Below are 18,238 nucleotides of genomic sequence, written 5' to 3' on the forward strand. Positions count from 1 at the left end.
AAAAATACAAAGTAAAACAGAGCAGTTTTCGGTATTTTTTGATTATTTTGCATCTAAATATCTTCAATTGATTTATGACAGAAATTACGAACTATATCACAAACGATTTCAGAGCGATTGATAGTCAGGAAACGATAGCCTCGATTCAGGACTTTTTTATTGATGTAAATTTTTCTCATTTCCCGATTTTAGAAGATGGGATTTTTATTGGAAGTATTTCTTCTGATGATGTTGAAACATTTGATATCGACAAAAAAGCAATTGACTACAAATACACTTTGGAACGTTTTTTTGCTAGAAAATCTATGATTTGGCTAGACGTTTTGGAGGTTTTCTCAAAAAACCATACCAATACAATTCCGGTTCTTGACGAAAATAATATTTATGTAGGATACTACGAAATGGAAGACATCATGAAATTTTTTCAGGAAACTCCATTTTTAAAAGAACCTGGAGCTATTATAATTGTTCAGAAAGGTCTTTTAGATTATTCTATGAGCGAAGTAAACCAGATTGTAGAAAGCAATAATGGTAAAGTTTTAGGCTGTTTTGTATCTGAAGCAGACACCGAAAATGTTCAGATAACTGTAAAAATCGGTTTAGGAGCTATAAATGAAATTATTCAGACCTATAGAAGATATGGATATGAAATTATTTCAGAACATCAGGAAGACAACTATATTAATAGTTTAAAAGAACGTTCAGATTATTTAGACAAATACCTGAATATATAAATTAGATAATTAGTTCATATGTCAATTAGAAAATTTTTATCCTAACTGGCATTATCTAATTTTCAAAATTGCCACATTATCTAATTGCCATATTATCTAATTTAATTAAGAATGAAAATAGCCATTTACGGACAATATTATCAAAATAGTACTGAACCAATTATAAAAGACATTTTCAAGTTTTTCAATTCCAATAATGTTGAAATGGTAATTGAAGAAAACTTTTTGAAAATGCTTTACGAAAAACAGTTAGTTAAAAAAGAATACAAAACCTTTCCTGCTAATACTGCTTTAGATAATAGTTTTGAAATGTTGATAAGTATTGGCGGCGATGGTACGATTTTGAGAGCAGCAGCTTTCGTTCGCAATTCGGGCGTTCCATTATTAGGTATTAATGCGGGAAGACTAGGCTTTCTTGCTAAAGTGCAAAAAGAAAATATCGATATTCTATTACAATATGTCATCGATCAAAACTATACTACTTCTGAGCGCACTTTATTAGGTTTAACCGCTGAACCAAAAAATGAAGCTTTTGAGGAACTTAATTTTGCTATGAATGAAGTTACAGTGAGCAGAAAAGACACAACCTCGATGATTACTGTTGAAACTTATTTAAACAATGAATATTTAAATTCATATTGGGCAGATGGTCTGATAATTTCTACGCCAACGGGTTCTACGGGATATTCTTTAAGCTGCGGCGGCCCCATATTAACTCCAGATGTAAAAAGTTTAGTAATTACTCCTATTGCACCTCATAATCTAACCGCCAGACCACTTGTTATTCCGGATGACACTGAGATTACTTTACGTGTAACAGGAAGAGAAGACCAATATTTAGTTTCTTTAGATTCTAGAATTTCTTCGGTAAAAAACGAATCTATTTTAAAAATTAAAAAAACAGATTACAAAATCAAAATGGTCGAAATACCAGGCGAAACTTTCCTAAAAACACTAAGAAATAAATTGCTCTGGGGAGAGGACAAAAGAAATTAAACTCTTTTCTGATTCCCCACTATACGATAATACCACATTTTCTCGTTCTGCTTGTAGTGAATCATCAGTAAATGGCTCAAAATCATTTTATAAATTGAAAAAAAAGCACATTTAACCAAAGGAACTTTGATTCGTATTGATAATTATTATATTTGCACGCAATTTTGAATTAAATGAAGAAAATTTTTAATTTACTGTTATGTTTTTTCCCCTTTATTACACTTACTGCTCAAATCAACGAGATAGGTGTTTTTCTTGGCGGAAGCAACTTTGTTGGTGATGTAGGTAAAACAACTTACATTGCCCCAGAAAAACTTGCTTTTGGTGTTCTTTACAAATGGAATAGAAGTCCGAGACACTCATGGCGTTTCTCTTACACACAGTCAAATGTTAGTGGTAATGATTTTAAATCAGATGAAACGGGAAGAAATCAAAGAGGATACCGTTTTGACAATGACATTAAAGAGCTTTCTGCAGGATTAGAATTTAACTTTTTCGATTTTAATTTACACGATTATCATCAAAAAATAACACCTTATATATTCTCTGGATTAAACTTCTTTCTCTATGACAATTTATACCGATACGACACAGCTCCAAATACTATATATGCTCAAAAAAATGTGCATTCATTTGCTATACCTATTATATTAGGTATAAAATCGAATATAACACCGCGTCTTATTTTAGCGGCCGAAGCAGGAGTTCGTTACACTTTTACAGACAACATAGATGGAAGTAATCCTAACTCGAGTAATACGGATATTTTAAAATTTGGAAATCTAAATAATAATGACTGGTATGTTTTTTCGGGTGTCACCTTAACGTATACCTTTGGAAAAAAACCTTGCTATTGCGCAGAATAAAATGAATTTACTAGAATCAATAGATCACACAAACTTACCTAAACACCTAGCCATTATTATGGACGGTAACGGACGATGGGCAAAACAGCAAGGCTTTTTGCGCGCGTTTGGCCATGAAAATGGAACAAAATCTGTAAAAGAAATAATCAAAACCTCAGCCAGGCTAGGAATTGAATACTTAACCCTATATGCTTTTTCTACAGAAAATTGGAATCGTCCAAAATTAGAAGTTCAGGCTTTGATGAAAATATTGATTAATTCATTAAAAAAAGAGCTAACTACACTTCAAGAAAACAATATAAGACTAAATGCAATTGGAAATCTTGACAAATTACCAAAAACAGCCCAAAAAGAACTTTTGGATGTGATGGAAAAAACCAAAAATAATACGAGATTAACACTAACACTGGCTTTAAGTTACGGATCACGAGAAGAATTGGTAAATGCCGTGAAAATCATCAGCGATAAAGTTAAAAATAATATAATTTCAATAGACACTATTGACGATTCAATTATAAATGAGCATCTTTACACGCAAAATTTACCAGACGTAGATTTATTAATACGAACAAGTGGAGAACATAGAATAAGTAATTTTTTGCTGTGGCAGATCGCTTATGCAGAATTGTATTTTACTAATGTCTTGTGGCCAGACTTTAAAGACCAAGATTTATATGAGGCTATTATTAGTTATCAAAAAAGAGAACGTAGATTTGGAAAAACCAGTGAACAAATTAAATAATTTTTTAGTGTTGCAAAAAAAAATACAAATAGTCCTTACCCTTTTACTTTTGGGTAGTTTTTCACAAATTAAAGCACAAGAAAGAGTTCCTTTTGATCAAGGGAAAAAATATATTCTAGCAAAAGTTTCTGTTGTTGGTAAAATAAGTTTTAACGAACAAACGGTTGTAACGTTTTCTGGTCTACAAAAAGGTCAAGAAATTACCGTTCCTGGAGAAGAAATTAGTAGTGCAATTAAAAAATTAGGTAAATTAGGACTCTTTGACGAAATCTCTTTTTACGTTAATAAAGTAGAAAATGACAGTATCTATTTAGACCTAGATATTGTTGAACTTCCAAAATTAAACGAAGTTAAAATCGTGGGAGTTAAGAAAAGCAAAATCGAAGGCTTAATTAAAGACAACAACCTGACAAAGAACAAGATTGTTAACGAAAACTTAATTACTACGACAAAAAACTACATTGAAAATAAATACAAAAAAGAAGGTTTTTATAATACAAAAGTTACCATAACTAATACTCCAGATACTATCAATGGACATCAAGTTAATATGCTTGTGAGGATAGATAAAGGAGATAAAGTCAAAATCAGCAGTATCGATTTCACAGGAAACAAACAACTCACTGACAGCCAATTACGTGCTGCAATGAAAGATACTAAGCAAAAAAACTTTATTCGTGTATTTAAGGCTTCTAAATTTATTCCGGAAAAATATAAAACGGATTTAGAAAAAGTTGTTGCGTCTTACAAAGAAAAAGGATATCGTGATGCACGTATTATCTACGATTCAGTTAAATACAACAAACAAAAGAACACTCTTGCTATTAAAATTAATGTAGAAGAAGGAAACAAATATTACTTCGGAAACATTAAATTCTTAGGAAATACCGTTTATTCAGATCAGCTTTTAAGCCGTTATTTAGGTATTAAAAAAGGAGAAACTTACAACGGAGTTTTATTAGAAAAAAGAATTGCTGACAAATCAAAACCTGATGCAGAAGATATTACGAATTTATACCAAAACAATGGATATTTATTCTCAAACATCAATGCTGTAGAGGTAAAAACGGTAAATGATACAATCGATTTTGAAATTAGAGTTACAGAAGGTCCGATTGCTTATTTCAACAAAATCACTGTTGTTGGAAATGATAAAACAAACGACCACGTAATTTATCGTGAGTTAAGAACAAAACCAGGAGAAAAATACAGTAAAGAACAATTGGTAAGAACCATTCGTGAGATTGGACAATTAGGTTTCTTTGACCCAGAGGCAATTGATCCAAAATTCAAAAATGTTGATGCTGCGGCAGGAACTGTTGATATCGAATATAATGTTGTAGAAAAAGGATCTAGCCAGGTCGAGCTTCAAGGAGGTTATGGCGGTGGAGGTTTCATAGGAACCTTAGGGCTTTCGTTTAACAATTTCTCGGCAAGGAAACTATTCGATAAAGAAGCATACAAACCTTTACCAATGGGAGACGGACAAAAAGTAGCACTTCGTTTACAAGGAAGTACTTATTTCCAGACCTATAGTGTATCGTTCTCAGAACCTTGGTTTGGAGGAAAAAAACCGGTACAATTTAGTTCATCTATCTCATACAGTAAGCAATTTCTTAACAATTACATCACTAGAACTGTCGATAAAAGCAAAAGTTTTAATATTTTTACAGTACAAGTTGGTTTAGCAAAAAGGTTAACTGTGCCTGATGATTATTTCGTATTATCACAATCTTTAAGTTATCAGCATTATGACTTAAATAACTATAACACAGGTCTATTTACTTTTGGTAATGGTGCGTCTAGAAACTTAGCTTATACTATTGGACTTTCAAGAAGTAACAAAGGGGTAAATCCAATATTCCCTACTTACGGTTCTGAATTCAGTATTTCTGCTAAAGTTACAGCTCCTTATTCATTGTTTAACGGAATTGATTATGGCGATTTACAGAACCAAAAAGAATACAAAACACAGTATACAGGAACAACTACAACCACTGGTATTGACGGACAAGCAATTAATCCAGGTGATTATATTAAGAGTGAAACTGTAAATGGCCAGTCTGGATCTGTAAGTGTAGGATCGGATTTTTCAAGTGCGGATACAGATGTTGCAAAAGTCGATCAGAAGAAATACAATTGGCTGGAGTATTATAAAATTAAATTTAAAGGAGACTGGTATACTAAAGTTTATGGAAAATTAGTCTTGAGAACCCTAACAGAATTTGGTTTCTTAGGAGCTTACAATCAAGAAAGAGGTGTTATTCCTTTTGAACGTTTTTACTTAGGAGGTGATGGTATGGCAAATTACTCAATGGATGGTAGAGAGACGATTCAGTTGAGAGGTTATCCAAACAACTCTTTGACTCCGGTAAATACAGCAGGAGATGCAATTGGAGCAACTATTTATAATAAGTTCTCAATGGAGCTTCGTTATCCAATTACATTAAAAGCATCGGCTTCTATTTTCGCATTAACATTCTTAGAAGCAGGTTCATCATACGCTAATTTTAAAGATTATAACCCATTTGATCTAAATCGTTCTGCTGGTGCTGGTTTACGTGTATTCATGCCTGCGTTTGGATTATTAGGAATTGACTTTGGTTACGGATTTGATGCTCTTCCTGGACAAACAAAAGCTAATGGCTGGGAAACACACTTTATTATTGGACAACAATTTTAAAGAAATAACGTTTGGTTAAAAATCATCAAATAAAGTTATGTTATGAGAAAACAATTTTTATTTATATTTTTAGCCTTGATTGTAGCAAATACAAGTCAGGCACAAGGTAAGACGACTAGAATTGGCTACATCGACATGGAATATATTTTAGAAAATGTTTCCGATTATAAAGAAGCTAAATCACAATTAGAGCAAAAAGCTCAAAAGTGGAAGCAAGAAGTTGAAGCTAAAAAATTAAATATAAATACACTAAAGGAAAGCTTAAAGACCGAAAAAGCTTTACTTACTAAAGAATTAATAGAAGAAAGAGAAACTGAAATCAAGTTTCTTGAACAGGAAATGATGGATTATCAGCAGAAACAATTTGGTTCTGATGGTAATTTAATGAGACAAAAAGCAGCTTTAGCTAAACCAGTTCAAGATCAAGTTTTCACAGCTGTTCAAGACATTGCTGAAGCTAAAAATTACGATTTCATTTTTGATAAATCATCAGATTTGACTATGCTTTTTAGCAATAAAAGATTTGATATCAGCGATCAAGTTTTAAGAGTTCTTAATCGTTCTGAAAAACGTGAACAGCTTACAAAAAAACAGCTTAAAGATCAGGAAGCAAAAGAAAATCTTGAAAATGCAATTGATGAAAATCCAGCAATGGCAGATCGTCAAAAAGCACTTGATGAGAAAAAGGCGGCAAGAGAGAAATTAATTCAGGATAGAAAGTTAGAACAAGAAGCGAAGAGGAAAGAATATGAAGACAGAAGAAATGCTTTAGCAGCCGAAAGAGAAGCTAAAAAAAATGGCACGGTTTCTGGAACAGCTAAAACAACGACAGAAACACAAACAGGAACCGAAGCTGCAAAAACAAGCACTACTGCTAAACCTGCAGCAACCGGAACAGAGCAAACGCCAACCGCTGAACCAACAATGACTAAAGCAGAAGAAAGACAGATGCTTTATGAACAGCGTAAAAAAGAATTGGAAGAGAAAAGAAAGAAAATTTTAGAAGAAAGAGAAGCGGCTAAAAAAGCAAAAGAAGCCGAAACACAAAAAACAAATACGACCAATAATTAATTAATATTTTAAAAATGATGAAACAAATCAAAACTTTACTAATTGCTGCAATTCTTATTTTAGGAGCAAGTAACACAATGAACGCACAAGCGAAGGTAGCTCATGTTGATGTAAGCGAGATCATGTCGAAAATGCCAGCTATGCTAGATGCTCAAAATCAACTGCAAAAATTAAGTGGTACATACGATGCTGAATACAAAAAAATGGTTGATGAGTACCAAGTAAAAATTAAAAAATACGAAGCTGAAGCTACAACTGTAACTGATGCAGTAAATACTGATCGTTCTAAAGAAGTTCAAGACATGCAAAAAAGAATTGTTGATTACAGAGACAATGCACAAAAAGAACTACAACAAAAAGAAACTGATATCGTAAAACCTTTAATGGAAAAAGTTAGAGCTTCTATCCAAAAAGTTGGAAAAGCTAAAGGTTTCCAATATGTTTTAGATGGTTCTACTTTATTGTTAGCTGATGGTCCAAACATTACTGCTGATGTTAAAAAAGATTTAGGATTCTAAGAAATTCAATCCTCATAATTAAACTGCTCAATTTTATAATTTGAGCAGTTTTTTTTTACAAAAAATTAAAACTTAGCTACAATAATATTTCAATTTTTGAATTAACTTAGAGTAAAAAATTATAGTAAAAAATATTAAATTTGCTTTATGACAAACAACAATCCTATAGGCGTTTTTGATTCTGGTATTGGAGGAACTTCCATATGGAGCGCCATTCATGACCTGCTTCCTAACGAAAAAACTATATATCTGGCTGACAGCAAAAATGCACCATATGGCCAAAAAAGTAAAGATGAGATTGTTGCTTTGAGTAAAAAAAATGTAGAGTTTTTACTCGATAATAACTGTAAAATAATTGTTGTCGCTTGTAATACAGCTACAACAAATGCAATACGAGAACTGCGTGCCGATTATGACATTCCATTTGTCGGAATTGAACCTGCAATAAAACCTGCAGCAAACAATTCGCAAACACAAGTAATCGGAATTTTAGCAACAAAAGGAACTTTGAACAGTGAGTTATTTAACAAGACTGCAGAAATGTTTCAAAACACCACAATTATTGAGCAAGTGGGTCATGGACTTGTACAGCTTATTGAAGATGGAAATCTGTATTCTACAGAAATGACACAATTGTTAGAATCCTACTTACAGCCAATGATTGATGCCAATATCGATTATCTTGTTTTAGGATGCAGTCATTATCCTTATCTAATTCCACAGATAAAAAAAATTCTCCCAGATCATATTAAAATAATAGATTCAGGAGAAGCTGTTGCTAGACAAACTAAAAATTTACTTCGAGATAATGTTGGGTTTTCAGATAGTTTAGAAAATGATCCCGTTTTCTATGTCAATTCTAATCCCGCTGTTTTAGAATCAATTTTAGAATATAAATATCCCGTAATCAAAAAAGACTTTTAAAATATTATTCAATTTTTCGCTTGACGAACCAAATTCCGTCTAAAGATAAATTGAGTGATATTTTATGATAATTTTCTTTTATTAAATCATTGGCTATTCTTCCTTTTTGTCCATAAGAATAAGAAACATTTAGAGAAGAAAAAGTGTTGTCAATTGGCAGATTAAGTCCAATCGAAAATGAAGCATTATTGATACGTTCTTTATTCACTTCAAGATATCCTGTATCGTAACTTATACCTGCGGCATATCCTACCCTATCCCAATATTTACGAACATTCTTTTTAGCACTATAAGTAAATCCAAGCGCAAAACGATCTTGATTTACAAAATTACCATACAACTCAGATTGCTTGGTATCGTTCCAGAAACTTTTCTCATAATCTAGAGTTGCATTTAAATTATTTTTGAATCTTTTGCTAACTCCAAAACCGATTTCAAGAGGCATATAATAATCGTCGGTATCTGAAGCTTGTTCAGATTCGATAGTTGATTCTACTTCATCAGCAATACTGGTTACCGATTGAATTTTTGATGCTTTTACTCTTGTTGGAACCTTAAATGTAGACGCAATAATAAAGGTTGAATCTACTTTAAATTGTGCCCCTAATGTAGCACGAACTCCTGAATAGTTTGTTTTCTTATTTATTGTAGTAATTGCGTTTGAAATTAAAAACGAACGCTCATCAACAGTATTCCCAAAAAGTGCCGTTGCCGTTACTCCTAAACTTAGTTTTTTTCCAAATCGATAACCATATGAAAAATCCAAATTATTCAATCCACCGGAACCTTGTGCACTTACATAATAATATTCCTGACTATCTGCGATTGGCAATTTTAAATTTGAAATCTTAAAAACAGAACTAGAATAAGGCTGAAGTGAAAAACTGAAACCAGAGTTTTTAGTTACTGGAAATGCCAAAGCTATATGCGAAAACTGAAAATTATTGCGTTTTTCTGTGCGTGAACTACTTTGATAAGTGGTTGCGATAGCCTTTCCTCCAATATCAAAAAGAAAATGATTTTGATACATAAACCCAAGCGATGCTGGATTTAAATTATTAATAAAACTATCCGAAGGCAAAGCCATTCCAGAAGAACTTGTTGAAGACAAATAGCCAAAATTTGAATCGTATAAACTTCCGACACCATACAAAGAATAAGGTGAACTGGAAATACTTTGAGAAAACGAAGTCAGCGACATTAAAATGAAGCAGCTCCATAAAAGAATTTTATTTTTCATTTAGTAAGAGATGTAATAAATTTTGAGCTGAATTTTATTGTTCAAATGCTTCTGATCGCCTAAAACAATTCTATTGACCGATTTAGAAATTGTAGGCAAGGTTAATATGAGTGAAGACCTTGAATCTGACTGTTTAAGCATTTCTTTCTGCAGAAAACTTCCAATCGGAATTGTGTATCCGATGTTTTCATTAAATTCATCACTCTTTTTATTTAATATTCCATAAACTGTAGAATTCGCAGAGTTTACTAATGTTGAACTTATCCTATTTAAGTTGTCTCCAACATAAACACTTAAAGAGTCTGCTAAAGGATATTTTTCGGAGTAGGAATTATTTACAGGCTTCAGAATTAATTGCGCATCAACTATGGCTCCATTAGTTGATATATTTTTAAACTGCTTAATGTTCGGAAAATCTATTTTACACGCTACACCTGTTCCAGATTGAATAAATCCTTGATTATTGGTCAATGTGCTGGATAATTTGCTGCTCGAAATGGGAAGATTTTGAAGAATCGTTCCTGTCCTATCTAGAGAAATCGAATTGAACTGCTTTGCTACATCTGCAATCGTAAAATCAATTATGTACGGAACCTCATCTGCTTCAGCCTGATATTTTGAATAGTACATTCTAACTTTACTTGTAGAAACATTAAACCCAATAACATTAGCAGAATTAGACGTGTCTGGCACTAAAACCAATCCCTTTAAATATTCGGTAAAACTATCAAAATCGGTAATTTCCCTTTTTTTGATTTTTTGGAAAAGAGCAGATCCAAATTCATCATTCATTCTAATATTAATCGAATCTTTCTCTGTAGGTCTAGGTTTAAGAGATATTGTTCCTAAACTTTGAGAATCGTATGCTAAAGTTGAATTATTGTAAAAATTGCTATCATCGGTATTAGGCTTAACTTTCTGCGTTAATCGATGAATATTGAAAGTTTGCACTCTTGTTGTATCTCCATAATAATAATTATCATATTTTAGAATCATTGAGATTGAATCGAAAACATAATTTACAGCTTGTGTATCTGAACCAGTATTATTTAAGGCATAAGTGGTTGTAGAAAGCTGGAAATAACTATCTGATTTCACTTTCCCAAAAATAGGATCCTCATAATTTCCAATCAAAATTCTACTTTTGTTCGATGTTACAAGCGAATCAAAATTAATAGTTGACATCTCGACTGTAACGGTATCGATCATAATAACTTTATTGCTTAACGCCAAATAATCTGACCCAACAGTAAACTCACCTGTATCCGTATCTGTACCACATGAAAATAGTGTTAGTACAAAAAGCAATATCAATATAAACTTGTGCATAATTTATTTTTTGAGCAAATATAAAATGCAAGGTTTGGTGGCACACTATAACATATACTATCGCCCGATTTCGAGCTATAAATCGAAGAAAACAATCTATGAAACCAATGACGTTGATAAAATTTAATTCGACCTTAAAAACGTCGATTTTGTCTATCAAAACACGTCATACATATATCTTCTTTTTTTTAAGACGGTCATACACCTAATTTTGAGCCAATAAAATAAATAATGAAAGTAAGGTTTTTAATTTGTTCTCTTTTTTTGATTTCTATCTTAAGTATGAACGCTCAGGAAAATTTTGCCGCTTACGCGAACATCAAAATCGAGCCGACAGAAAAAATAAATTTCAGTGAAACCAACGTTGGTGTTTTTTATCAAAAAAAACTGGGAACAAAAAACCAAATTTCGAATACATTAGAATATTCCAGTCTGAAAGTAAATTATGAATTAAATCAGCATAATTATTATGCAGACCAAGAACGATTCAATCAAATTCAGAACAACTTTCAGTATTCGAATCAAATATTAGAAAAAACAAAACTGGGAATCTCTGTTCTACCAACAGCAAATTTTCAGGAAAATCTAGATTTTGAAGCTATAACCGTTTTAGGAAATCTAGAAATTGAACAACAATTAAGTTCTAAATCAAAGGTAATAATTGGAGCAGGAAGAACATCCATTTTTGGCGCACCGAAATTTACTCCAATTGCAGCTTTTGATTATAAAATGAATGAGAAAACGAATTTTAGAATTGGATTTCCAGATTCTAAAGTTTCTTACTCTAATAATGAGAGAAATAAGTTCAGTTTGACAAATAGTTTTAATGGTAATTTTTATCATCTAGATGAAACCAACAATAGCGATAAAGCGGAGAAAGTTGTTTTATCGCAAATGACGTCAGCACTTGAATACGAAAGAAATGTCAGCAATAATTGGTTTTTGGATTTTAAAGCTGGTTATGATTTTAATAAAAAATACAACTTGTTAGATCGTAATGACCATAAAGTTTACGACTACAATACAGGAAATGGTTACGTTTTAGGGATAGGGATCAAATACAAACAATAAATATTAAATACACTATGATTAATCTAAAAAAAGGAATTTTATTCACAGCGCTTTTTTCGTGCCTCTTTTTTGTAAGCTGCAGCAATGATGACGATGACGATGATTTAATTGGGAACTGGATAAAAAAATCAGCTTTTGATGGCCCGGCAAGATCTAGTGCTACAAGTTTTGTTATTGGAGACTATGCCTACATTGTTGGTGGTTATACGGGAGATGTATACTTAAAAGATTTATGGATTTACAATTCAAATGGCGATTACTGGGAACAAAAAGCCGATTTTACTGGAGTAGGAAGAAGTTCTGCTTCTAGTTTTGCTTTAAACGACAAAGGTTATGTGGGTCTTGGTTATGACGGAACAAACAAATTAAAAGATTTCTTTCAGTACGATCCATCTGCTAACAGCTGGACACAAAAAGCTGATTTTGGAGGAACAGCTCGTTATGCTGCTGTTGGTTTTCAAGTTGGAGGAAAAGCATATTTTGGAACTGGTTATGACGGAAATTATCTTAAAGATTTTTATCAATATGATGATCAAGCCAATACTTGGACACTTGTAAACGGCTTTAGCGGAAATAAAAGACGTAACGCTACTGTTTTTGTAATTGCAGACAAAGCCTATTTGGTAACTGGTGTAAACAATGGAACTTATCAAGAAGATTTCTGGGAATTTGACCCTTCAAATGATACTTGGACAAGAAAAAGAGATGTTGACAAAGATACTGACGACGATTACACTTACAATGACGAATATGCGATTGTACGTGCAAATGCTTCAAGTTTTTCTATGAGCGGTTTAGGTTATATTGTTGGTGGAGAGAATATCAAAACTGTTTGGGAATATAATCCAACAACTGACTTATGGACTGAAAGAACTCCAATGGAAGGTGCTACAAGAACAGATGCCGTTGGTTTTGCAATCAATAATCGTGGTTTTTATATGTTAGGAAGAGTTGGTTCTACTTACTTTGATGATGCATGGGAATTTAAACCATTAGAGGAACAAAATGACGATGACAACTAAAATTAAACAATTCTTCTGGATTAACCTCCAGAAGAATTTAATGCTTTTTGTAATTCTTCTTTTTTTTGCAGCTTGCACAAAAAAAGAAGTTTTGACCACTGCTGTTTTTAAAACAGATTCAGGATGGGGATATACCATTTCCTACAAAGAAAAAGTTCTCATTAAGCAGTCCATTATTCCCGTAATAAGCGATAATAAAAGTTTTGCGACAGAAAGCGACGCACTAAAAGTAGCAGATTTTGTAAAGCAGAAACTCAAACAAAACTTATCTCCCACGGTAACTAAAAATGAATTAATTTTATTAAAAATAAAATTGTAAATGCAGGTCGATACCATTAAAAATACAGGCTATAACAAAATCTTGTTCCATTGTGCAATATGGATTTTCTTTATTTTGACTTCCTTAATTCAGTTTTATGAAAGTCCGTTTAAGATAAACAATGACTTCTACGCGCAATGGTCAACAGGAATTATATTGTTCTATCTGAACTATTTTTATTTGGTTCCTAATTATTTACTGCAAAAAAAATATTGGTTTTACTTTACGTTTGTCTTTATTCTAATTAGTTTCTTTATGATTATTCGTTTGAATTATTTCATTCCAGAATTTAGACATTTAAGACCGGAAAACATAACGCCAAGAATGATGCCCAACGATGTGAGGATTTTTGATAGCGGTCCGCACAGAAGAATCGAAATGCGACAACCACTTTTCTTTAAAATTGGCCCGTCATTTTTCTACATTTTGGTTATCACTATTTCTGCCATTATTAGAACACTAACCGAATTTTATAATAATCAGCAAAATAAACTGATTGCCGAAACGCACAGAACAAATACTGAATTGATTTATCTGCGAAAACAAACCAATCCGCATTTTTTGTTCAATTCTTTAAACAGTATTTATTCTTTGGCACACAAAAAATCTGATTTGGTCCCTGATGCCATCGTGACCTTATCTGAACTTATGCGCTACATGCTGTATGAGACAGATAACAGAACGGTGGCTTTAGAAAAAGAGGTCAATTATATTCAGAATTATATAGAGTTACAAAAGCTCCGATTAAACAATATTGAAGACATTGTAATCAATGTACATGGCGACACTAAAAATAAATTTATTGAACCATTATTACTAATTTCTTTTGTCGAAAACGCTTTTAAATATGGAACTGATTATAAAGGTGCAGCACACGTAAGAATTAAAATTTTGATTACAAATAACAATCTTGATTTCTGGATTGAAAATTCTATCGAAAATTATGTTAAGGATCCTGAAAATTCAGGAATTGGATTAGTCAATATCCAAAACCGTCTTGATCTGCTTTATCCAAACGCACACGACCTAACCATAACCCAGGATAATGCCTACTACCGAGTTCATTTAAATTTAAAATTAGACGAAATAAAAACCGCAATGCATTAATAAAGTGAATTACGGGCACTGACTAAAACTATTATCTTCAACCGTATATTTTTTATTTCTTATTCCGTATTTTAGGAAAATTTTAAAACTTAATTCACTGGTTTAAAATTACTTTTGAATGCCGAAACAAATTATAAACCTAATTCTGAAAAAATGAAATGTGTAATTATTGATGACGAACCTTTAGCAGTAGAACTATTGCAGGATTTTGTCAAGAAAGTAGACTCATTAGAATTGATTAATTCTTTTAATAATGCAATCGATGCCGTTTCATTTATCAATCAGAATAATGTTGATTTGATTTTTTTAGACATACAGATGCCTCACTTTTCTGGAATTGATTTTTTAAACACAATTGAAAAAAAACCTTTGGTGATTTTCACAACTGCTTATTCTGATTATGCTGTTGAAGGATTTAATCTTGGAGCAGTCGATTATTTAGTAAAGCCAATTCCTTTTCATCGCTTTTTAAAAGCAGTTGTTAGAGCACAGCAGGTTCTTAACCCAGTTCCGCCTCAAGCTATTTCCGAGAATACAAATACACCCGAAATCGAACAGGATTTCATGTTTGTTAGAGCTGAATATGAAAATGTAAAATTAAACTTTGCAGATATCCTTTTTATTGAAGGATTAAAGGATTATGTAAAAATTTATACGACCGATAATAAATTTACCCTCACTTTAATCAGTTTGATTAAACTTGAAAATTTACTTTCTAGTAAAGGTTTTGCACGAATACATAGATCCTATATTATCAACATCAAGCATGTGAAATCTATTCAGAAAAATAAGGTTTTAATAAGCGATAAGAGAATTCCAATCAGTGAAAGTTATAAAAGCACTTTCTTTGAAAAAATCAATCTTTAGTTTTTAAATTCAATAAAAAATCCAAATTTCAAGAGTCTAAACTTTTTGAAATTTGGATTTTTTATTGTGATTTTTATAATTTATTCTTCGTTTTTAAACCAGCTCGAGTACATGACATAATTATTTGAAATACGTTCTATTTCGCCTGCAAAATTAGACTGATCAATATCTTTTACTTTTTTAGCCGGAACACCAGCGTAAATACTTCCTGAAGGCACAACAGTATTTTGAGTTACTACAGCTCCTGCAGCAATAATAGCATTACTTTCAATAACACAATTATCCATTACGATGGCACCCATTCCTATTAAAACATTATCGTGAATTGTGCAACCATGTACAATAGCGTTGTGTCCGATAGAAACATTATTTCCTATAATAGTAGGATGTTTTTGATACGTACAATGAATAACAGCGCCGTCTTGAATATTTACTTTATTACCAATTTTAATAAAATGAACATCTCCTCGAATAACCGCATTAAACCAAACACTGCAAGTTGTTCCAAAAGTTACATCACCAACTATAGTTGCATTCTCGGCAACATAACAATCTTCTGGAATTAACGGTGATTTTCCGTTTACAGATTTAATCAGCATAAAATAAAATTTAATTAATTGCTGGACAGTTACAATCGTAACGTGCTTTTCTACAGAATAAATTGACTCCTAAAGTAATTTGATGGTAGCCACCAGTGTCGAATTTCACATCTCCTGTTACTTGAGAATAAGTATAAGCAAACATAAAGTTCTTAAAATTAACTCCAACAATTGGCGTAAAATATTGTAATTTTTGAGAAGCAACTCCGCTTCCCGAAAGATACTGAGCACCATCAAAACTTCTTCTATAAGATAAAGCAGCCCAAAGACTTCCAAAATCCATATTTTTGTAGGCTTTCATATTCAAGTCGAGTGTTTTTTCTTTCGTTTGATCGAATAGCTGAAAAAGAATAGAAGGTTCCCAGGTCCAATTATCATTTTTACCAAAAACATAACCTGCACTCAATAAAAACTTTCTTAGATTATCGCTTTCATAATCTGTATATAATTCTCTTCTAGTTTCTAATAACCCCTGAACAGTTGCATGAGCATAAAAATCCAGATAGTTATAAGAGGCTCCTACATCTACATTAAAATAAGAATCTTTTTGAATTGAACCGAAAACAGTAGGATCAAAAGTTCCTCCAAATTTCGTTTCATCCAATTGATTTTGTATTAAACCTCCGCTAATTCCAAAAGACAACTGATTCAAATCTATTTCGTCTCTCGAAAACATTATATGGTGTGCGTAGGTTACTTTTACTCCCTTTTGAGAATGATATCCATTTTTGTCATTAAAAACAATTATACCAGCTCCAGAACGTTCTCCTAGTCTTCCGTTAAAACTTAAGGTCTGCAAAGTCGGTGCGTCTTCTTGCCCAAACCACTGCTTTCTTGCCGTCAATCTAATTTTAGCACAGTTAGCCGCACCAGCCATTGACGGATGAATTAAATAGTAATTATCGGACAAGTAATCAGAATACACAGGTATTCCTTCTTGAGAATAAGAATGAAAACTGATAATGAGAAAAATTAATAAAACCCTGATTTTAAATTTCATAAAGGCAATTTTGTATCTATATAATTTTCACTCCTGCAATTTAACACGATTTCTATGAGAAGAGTCTTAATTATTTCATTAAAAAATCAAATATAGTTATTAGTAGAAAATAACTTTAGTAAATTTGCAAAAAATATACAATCATGACAAAAATCACTATAAAAGAGACTCAAAATCCAACCATTTTAAAGTTTGAGTTTGAAGACTTTATTACACAGAATCAAAATTTCGAATTTAAAAACATTGATGAAGCAGAAGCTTCTCCTTTAGCACAGCAATTATTTTATTTACCATTTGTTAAAACAGTTTACATCTCTGGAAATTTTATAGCTATAGAAAGATATAGTATTGTGGATTGGGATGACGTTAAAGATGCTGTTGCGGAACAAATTAGTGCTTTTGTTGAAAAAGGCGGTGTAATTATTAAAGTTGATGAGAACAAAGCAAAAAAACAACCCATTACTGTTTACGGAGAAACAACTCCAAATCCTTCAGCTTTAAAATTTGTGGTAAGCAGAATGCTAACTCGCAACGCAGTAGAATATAAAAATATCGATCAAACTGTTTCTTCTCCATTGGCTCAGGAATTATTTAAATTTCCGTATGTAAAAGAAATTTTCATTGACGAAAACTATATTTCTGTTACTAAATATGAAATCAATGACTGGTCTGAAATTACATTAGAATTAAGAACTTTCATTAAACAATTTATCGAAAACGGCGGAACTGTTTTAGATGAAAGTCTAATTCAGACTACTACCAAAAATGAAGTTACCAAAGATGAAGCTTTCGATAAATTAGATGTTACTTCTCAACAAATCATTAATATCTTAGAAGAATATGTAAAACCAGCTGTAGCCGCAGATGGTGGAAATATTGCTTTTGAATCTTATAACGAAGAGGACAAAACAGTAAAAGTGCTTTTACAAGGTGCATGCAGCGGTTGTCCTTCTTCAACTTTCACTTTAAAAAGCGGTATCGAAAATATGCTTAAAAGCATGTTGAATGATGAGGCTATTAAAGTTGAAGCTTCTAATGCTTAATCTTATTTAAATTATATTAAAAAGCGTCTCAATGAGACGCTTTTTTTTATTTTTAATCACTTAATATCAATTATTTACCAATAAAAAAACCAGTAATTCTATAAAAT

At 32.0% G+C, this 18,238-nt stretch carries 18 protein-coding genes; 14 read left to right on the top strand and 4 right to left on the bottom strand.

Annotation, left to right across the window (positions count from 1 at the left end; all coding sequences use genetic code 11):
* Window positions 1-74: 74 nt before the first annotated feature.
* The 8 genes from LL966_RS15365 to murI all read left to right on the top strand — a co-directional run bounded on the left by LL966_RS15365 (window position 75) and on the right by murI (window position 8,534).
* Window positions 75-734, top strand: coding sequence for a CBS domain-containing protein (locus LL966_RS15365; protein WP_229354483.1), 660 nt, complete (start codon window positions 75-77; stop codon window positions 732-734).
* Window positions 735-845: 111 nt separating this feature from the next.
* Window positions 846-1,730: an NAD kinase gene (locus LL966_RS15370; RefSeq protein ID WP_229354484.1), complete on the top strand. Its 885-nt coding sequence runs from the start codon at window positions 846-848 to the stop codon at window positions 1,728-1,730.
* A 173-nt stretch (window positions 1,731-1,903) separates the two neighbouring features.
* Window positions 1,904-2,596, top strand: a complete 693-nt coding sequence (gene porG / locus LL966_RS15375) for a type IX secretion system protein PorG (protein WP_229354485.1) — start codon at window positions 1,904-1,906, stop codon at window positions 2,594-2,596.
* A gap of 1 nt (window position 2,597) precedes the next feature.
* Entirely contained in the window at window positions 2,598-3,338 is a 741-nt protein-coding gene (locus LL966_RS15380) for an isoprenyl transferase (protein WP_229354518.1), read from the top strand.
* Window positions 3,271-6,021: a BamA/OMP85 family outer membrane protein gene (locus LL966_RS15385; protein ID WP_229354487.1), complete on the top strand. Its 2,751-nt coding sequence runs from the start codon at window positions 3,271-3,273 to the stop codon at window positions 6,019-6,021. The genes LL966_RS15380 and LL966_RS15385 overlap by 68 nt, the downstream gene beginning before the upstream one ends.
* A gap of 42 nt (window positions 6,022-6,063) precedes the next feature.
* Window positions 6,064-7,092, top strand: coding sequence for an OmpH family outer membrane protein (locus LL966_RS15390; RefSeq protein WP_229354489.1), 1,029 nt, complete (start codon window positions 6,064-6,066; stop codon window positions 7,090-7,092).
* A gap of 14 nt (window positions 7,093-7,106) precedes the next feature.
* Window positions 7,107-7,610 carry an OmpH family outer membrane protein gene (locus LL966_RS15395; protein WP_229354490.1) on the top strand — a complete coding sequence of 168 codons (504 nt, stop codon included), beginning with the start codon at window positions 7,107-7,109 and terminating at the stop codon, window positions 7,608-7,610.
* A 147-nt stretch (window positions 7,611-7,757) separates the two neighbouring features.
* Window positions 7,758-8,534: a glutamate racemase gene (murI, locus tag LL966_RS15400; protein ID WP_229354491.1), complete on the top strand. Its 777-nt coding sequence runs from the start codon at window positions 7,758-7,760 to the stop codon at window positions 8,532-8,534.
* Window positions 8,535-8,538: 4 nt separating this feature from the next.
* On the opposite strand, the gene LL966_RS15405 is transcribed toward murI, so the two are convergent.
* Both LL966_RS15405 and LL966_RS15410 read right to left on the bottom strand, forming a co-directional pair.
* The gene (locus LL966_RS15405; RefSeq protein ID WP_229354492.1) at window positions 8,539-9,774 is read right to left on the bottom strand and encodes a PorV/PorQ family protein; all 1,236 of its coding nucleotides are present in this window, start codon (window positions 9,772-9,774) and stop codon (window positions 8,539-8,541) included.
* A complete protein-coding gene (locus tag LL966_RS15410) occupies window positions 9,775-11,103 on the bottom strand; it encodes a DUF4270 family protein (RefSeq protein ID WP_229354493.1) in 1,329 nt (442 codons plus the stop codon).
* 231 nt (window positions 11,104-11,334) lie between these two features.
* On the opposite strand from LL966_RS15410, the gene LL966_RS15415 reads away from it, so the two are divergent.
* The 5 genes from LL966_RS15415 (at window position 11,335) to LL966_RS15435 (ending at window position 15,489) form a co-directional block, all read left to right on the top strand.
* Entirely contained in the window at window positions 11,335-12,174 is an 840-nt protein-coding gene (locus LL966_RS15415) for a DUF6268 family outer membrane beta-barrel protein (RefSeq protein ID WP_229354494.1), read from the top strand.
* 14 nt (window positions 12,175-12,188) lie between these two features.
* Window positions 12,189-13,196: a Kelch repeat-containing protein gene (locus LL966_RS15420; protein WP_229354495.1), complete on the top strand. Its 1,008-nt coding sequence runs from the start codon at window positions 12,189-12,191 to the stop codon at window positions 13,194-13,196.
* The gene (locus tag LL966_RS15425) at window positions 13,186-13,515 is read left to right on the top strand and encodes a DUF4907 domain-containing protein (RefSeq protein ID WP_229354496.1); all 330 of its coding nucleotides are present in this window, start codon (window positions 13,186-13,188) and stop codon (window positions 13,513-13,515) included. Before LL966_RS15420 ends, LL966_RS15425 begins: the two co-directional genes overlap by 11 nt.
* Entirely contained in the window at window positions 13,516-14,622 is a 1,107-nt protein-coding gene (locus LL966_RS15430; RefSeq protein WP_229354497.1) for a sensor histidine kinase, read from the top strand.
* Between the two features lie 153 nt (window positions 14,623-14,775).
* Window positions 14,776-15,489, top strand: coding sequence for a LytR/AlgR family response regulator transcription factor (locus LL966_RS15435; RefSeq protein WP_229354498.1), 714 nt, complete (start codon window positions 14,776-14,778; stop codon window positions 15,487-15,489).
* Between the two features lie 80 nt (window positions 15,490-15,569).
* Here LL966_RS15435 and LL966_RS15440 read toward each other — a convergent pair whose 3' ends face one another.
* Both LL966_RS15440 and LL966_RS15445 read right to left on the bottom strand, forming a co-directional pair.
* Complete coding sequence (locus tag LL966_RS15440) at window positions 15,570-16,088, bottom strand: gamma carbonic anhydrase family protein (RefSeq protein ID WP_229354499.1); 519 nt, start codon at window positions 16,086-16,088, stop codon at window positions 15,570-15,572.
* 10 nt (window positions 16,089-16,098) lie between these two features.
* Window positions 16,099-17,088 carry a PorP/SprF family type IX secretion system membrane protein gene (locus tag LL966_RS15445; RefSeq protein WP_229354500.1) on the bottom strand — a complete coding sequence of 330 codons (990 nt, stop codon included), beginning with the start codon at window positions 17,086-17,088 and terminating at the stop codon, window positions 16,099-16,101.
* A 143-nt stretch (window positions 17,089-17,231) separates the two neighbouring features.
* Between LL966_RS15445 and LL966_RS15450 the strand changes: the two genes are divergently transcribed.
* Window positions 17,232-18,131 carry a NifU family protein gene (locus LL966_RS15450; protein ID WP_229354501.1) on the top strand — a complete coding sequence of 300 codons (900 nt, stop codon included), beginning with the start codon at window positions 17,232-17,234 and terminating at the stop codon, window positions 18,129-18,131.
* The last annotated feature ends 107 nt before the right edge of the window (window positions 18,132-18,238 follow it).

The organism is Flavobacterium chungbukense, assembly GCF_020805785.1.
Classification (GTDB): Bacteria; Bacteroidota; Bacteroidia; order Flavobacteriales; family Flavobacteriaceae; genus Flavobacterium; species Flavobacterium chungbukense.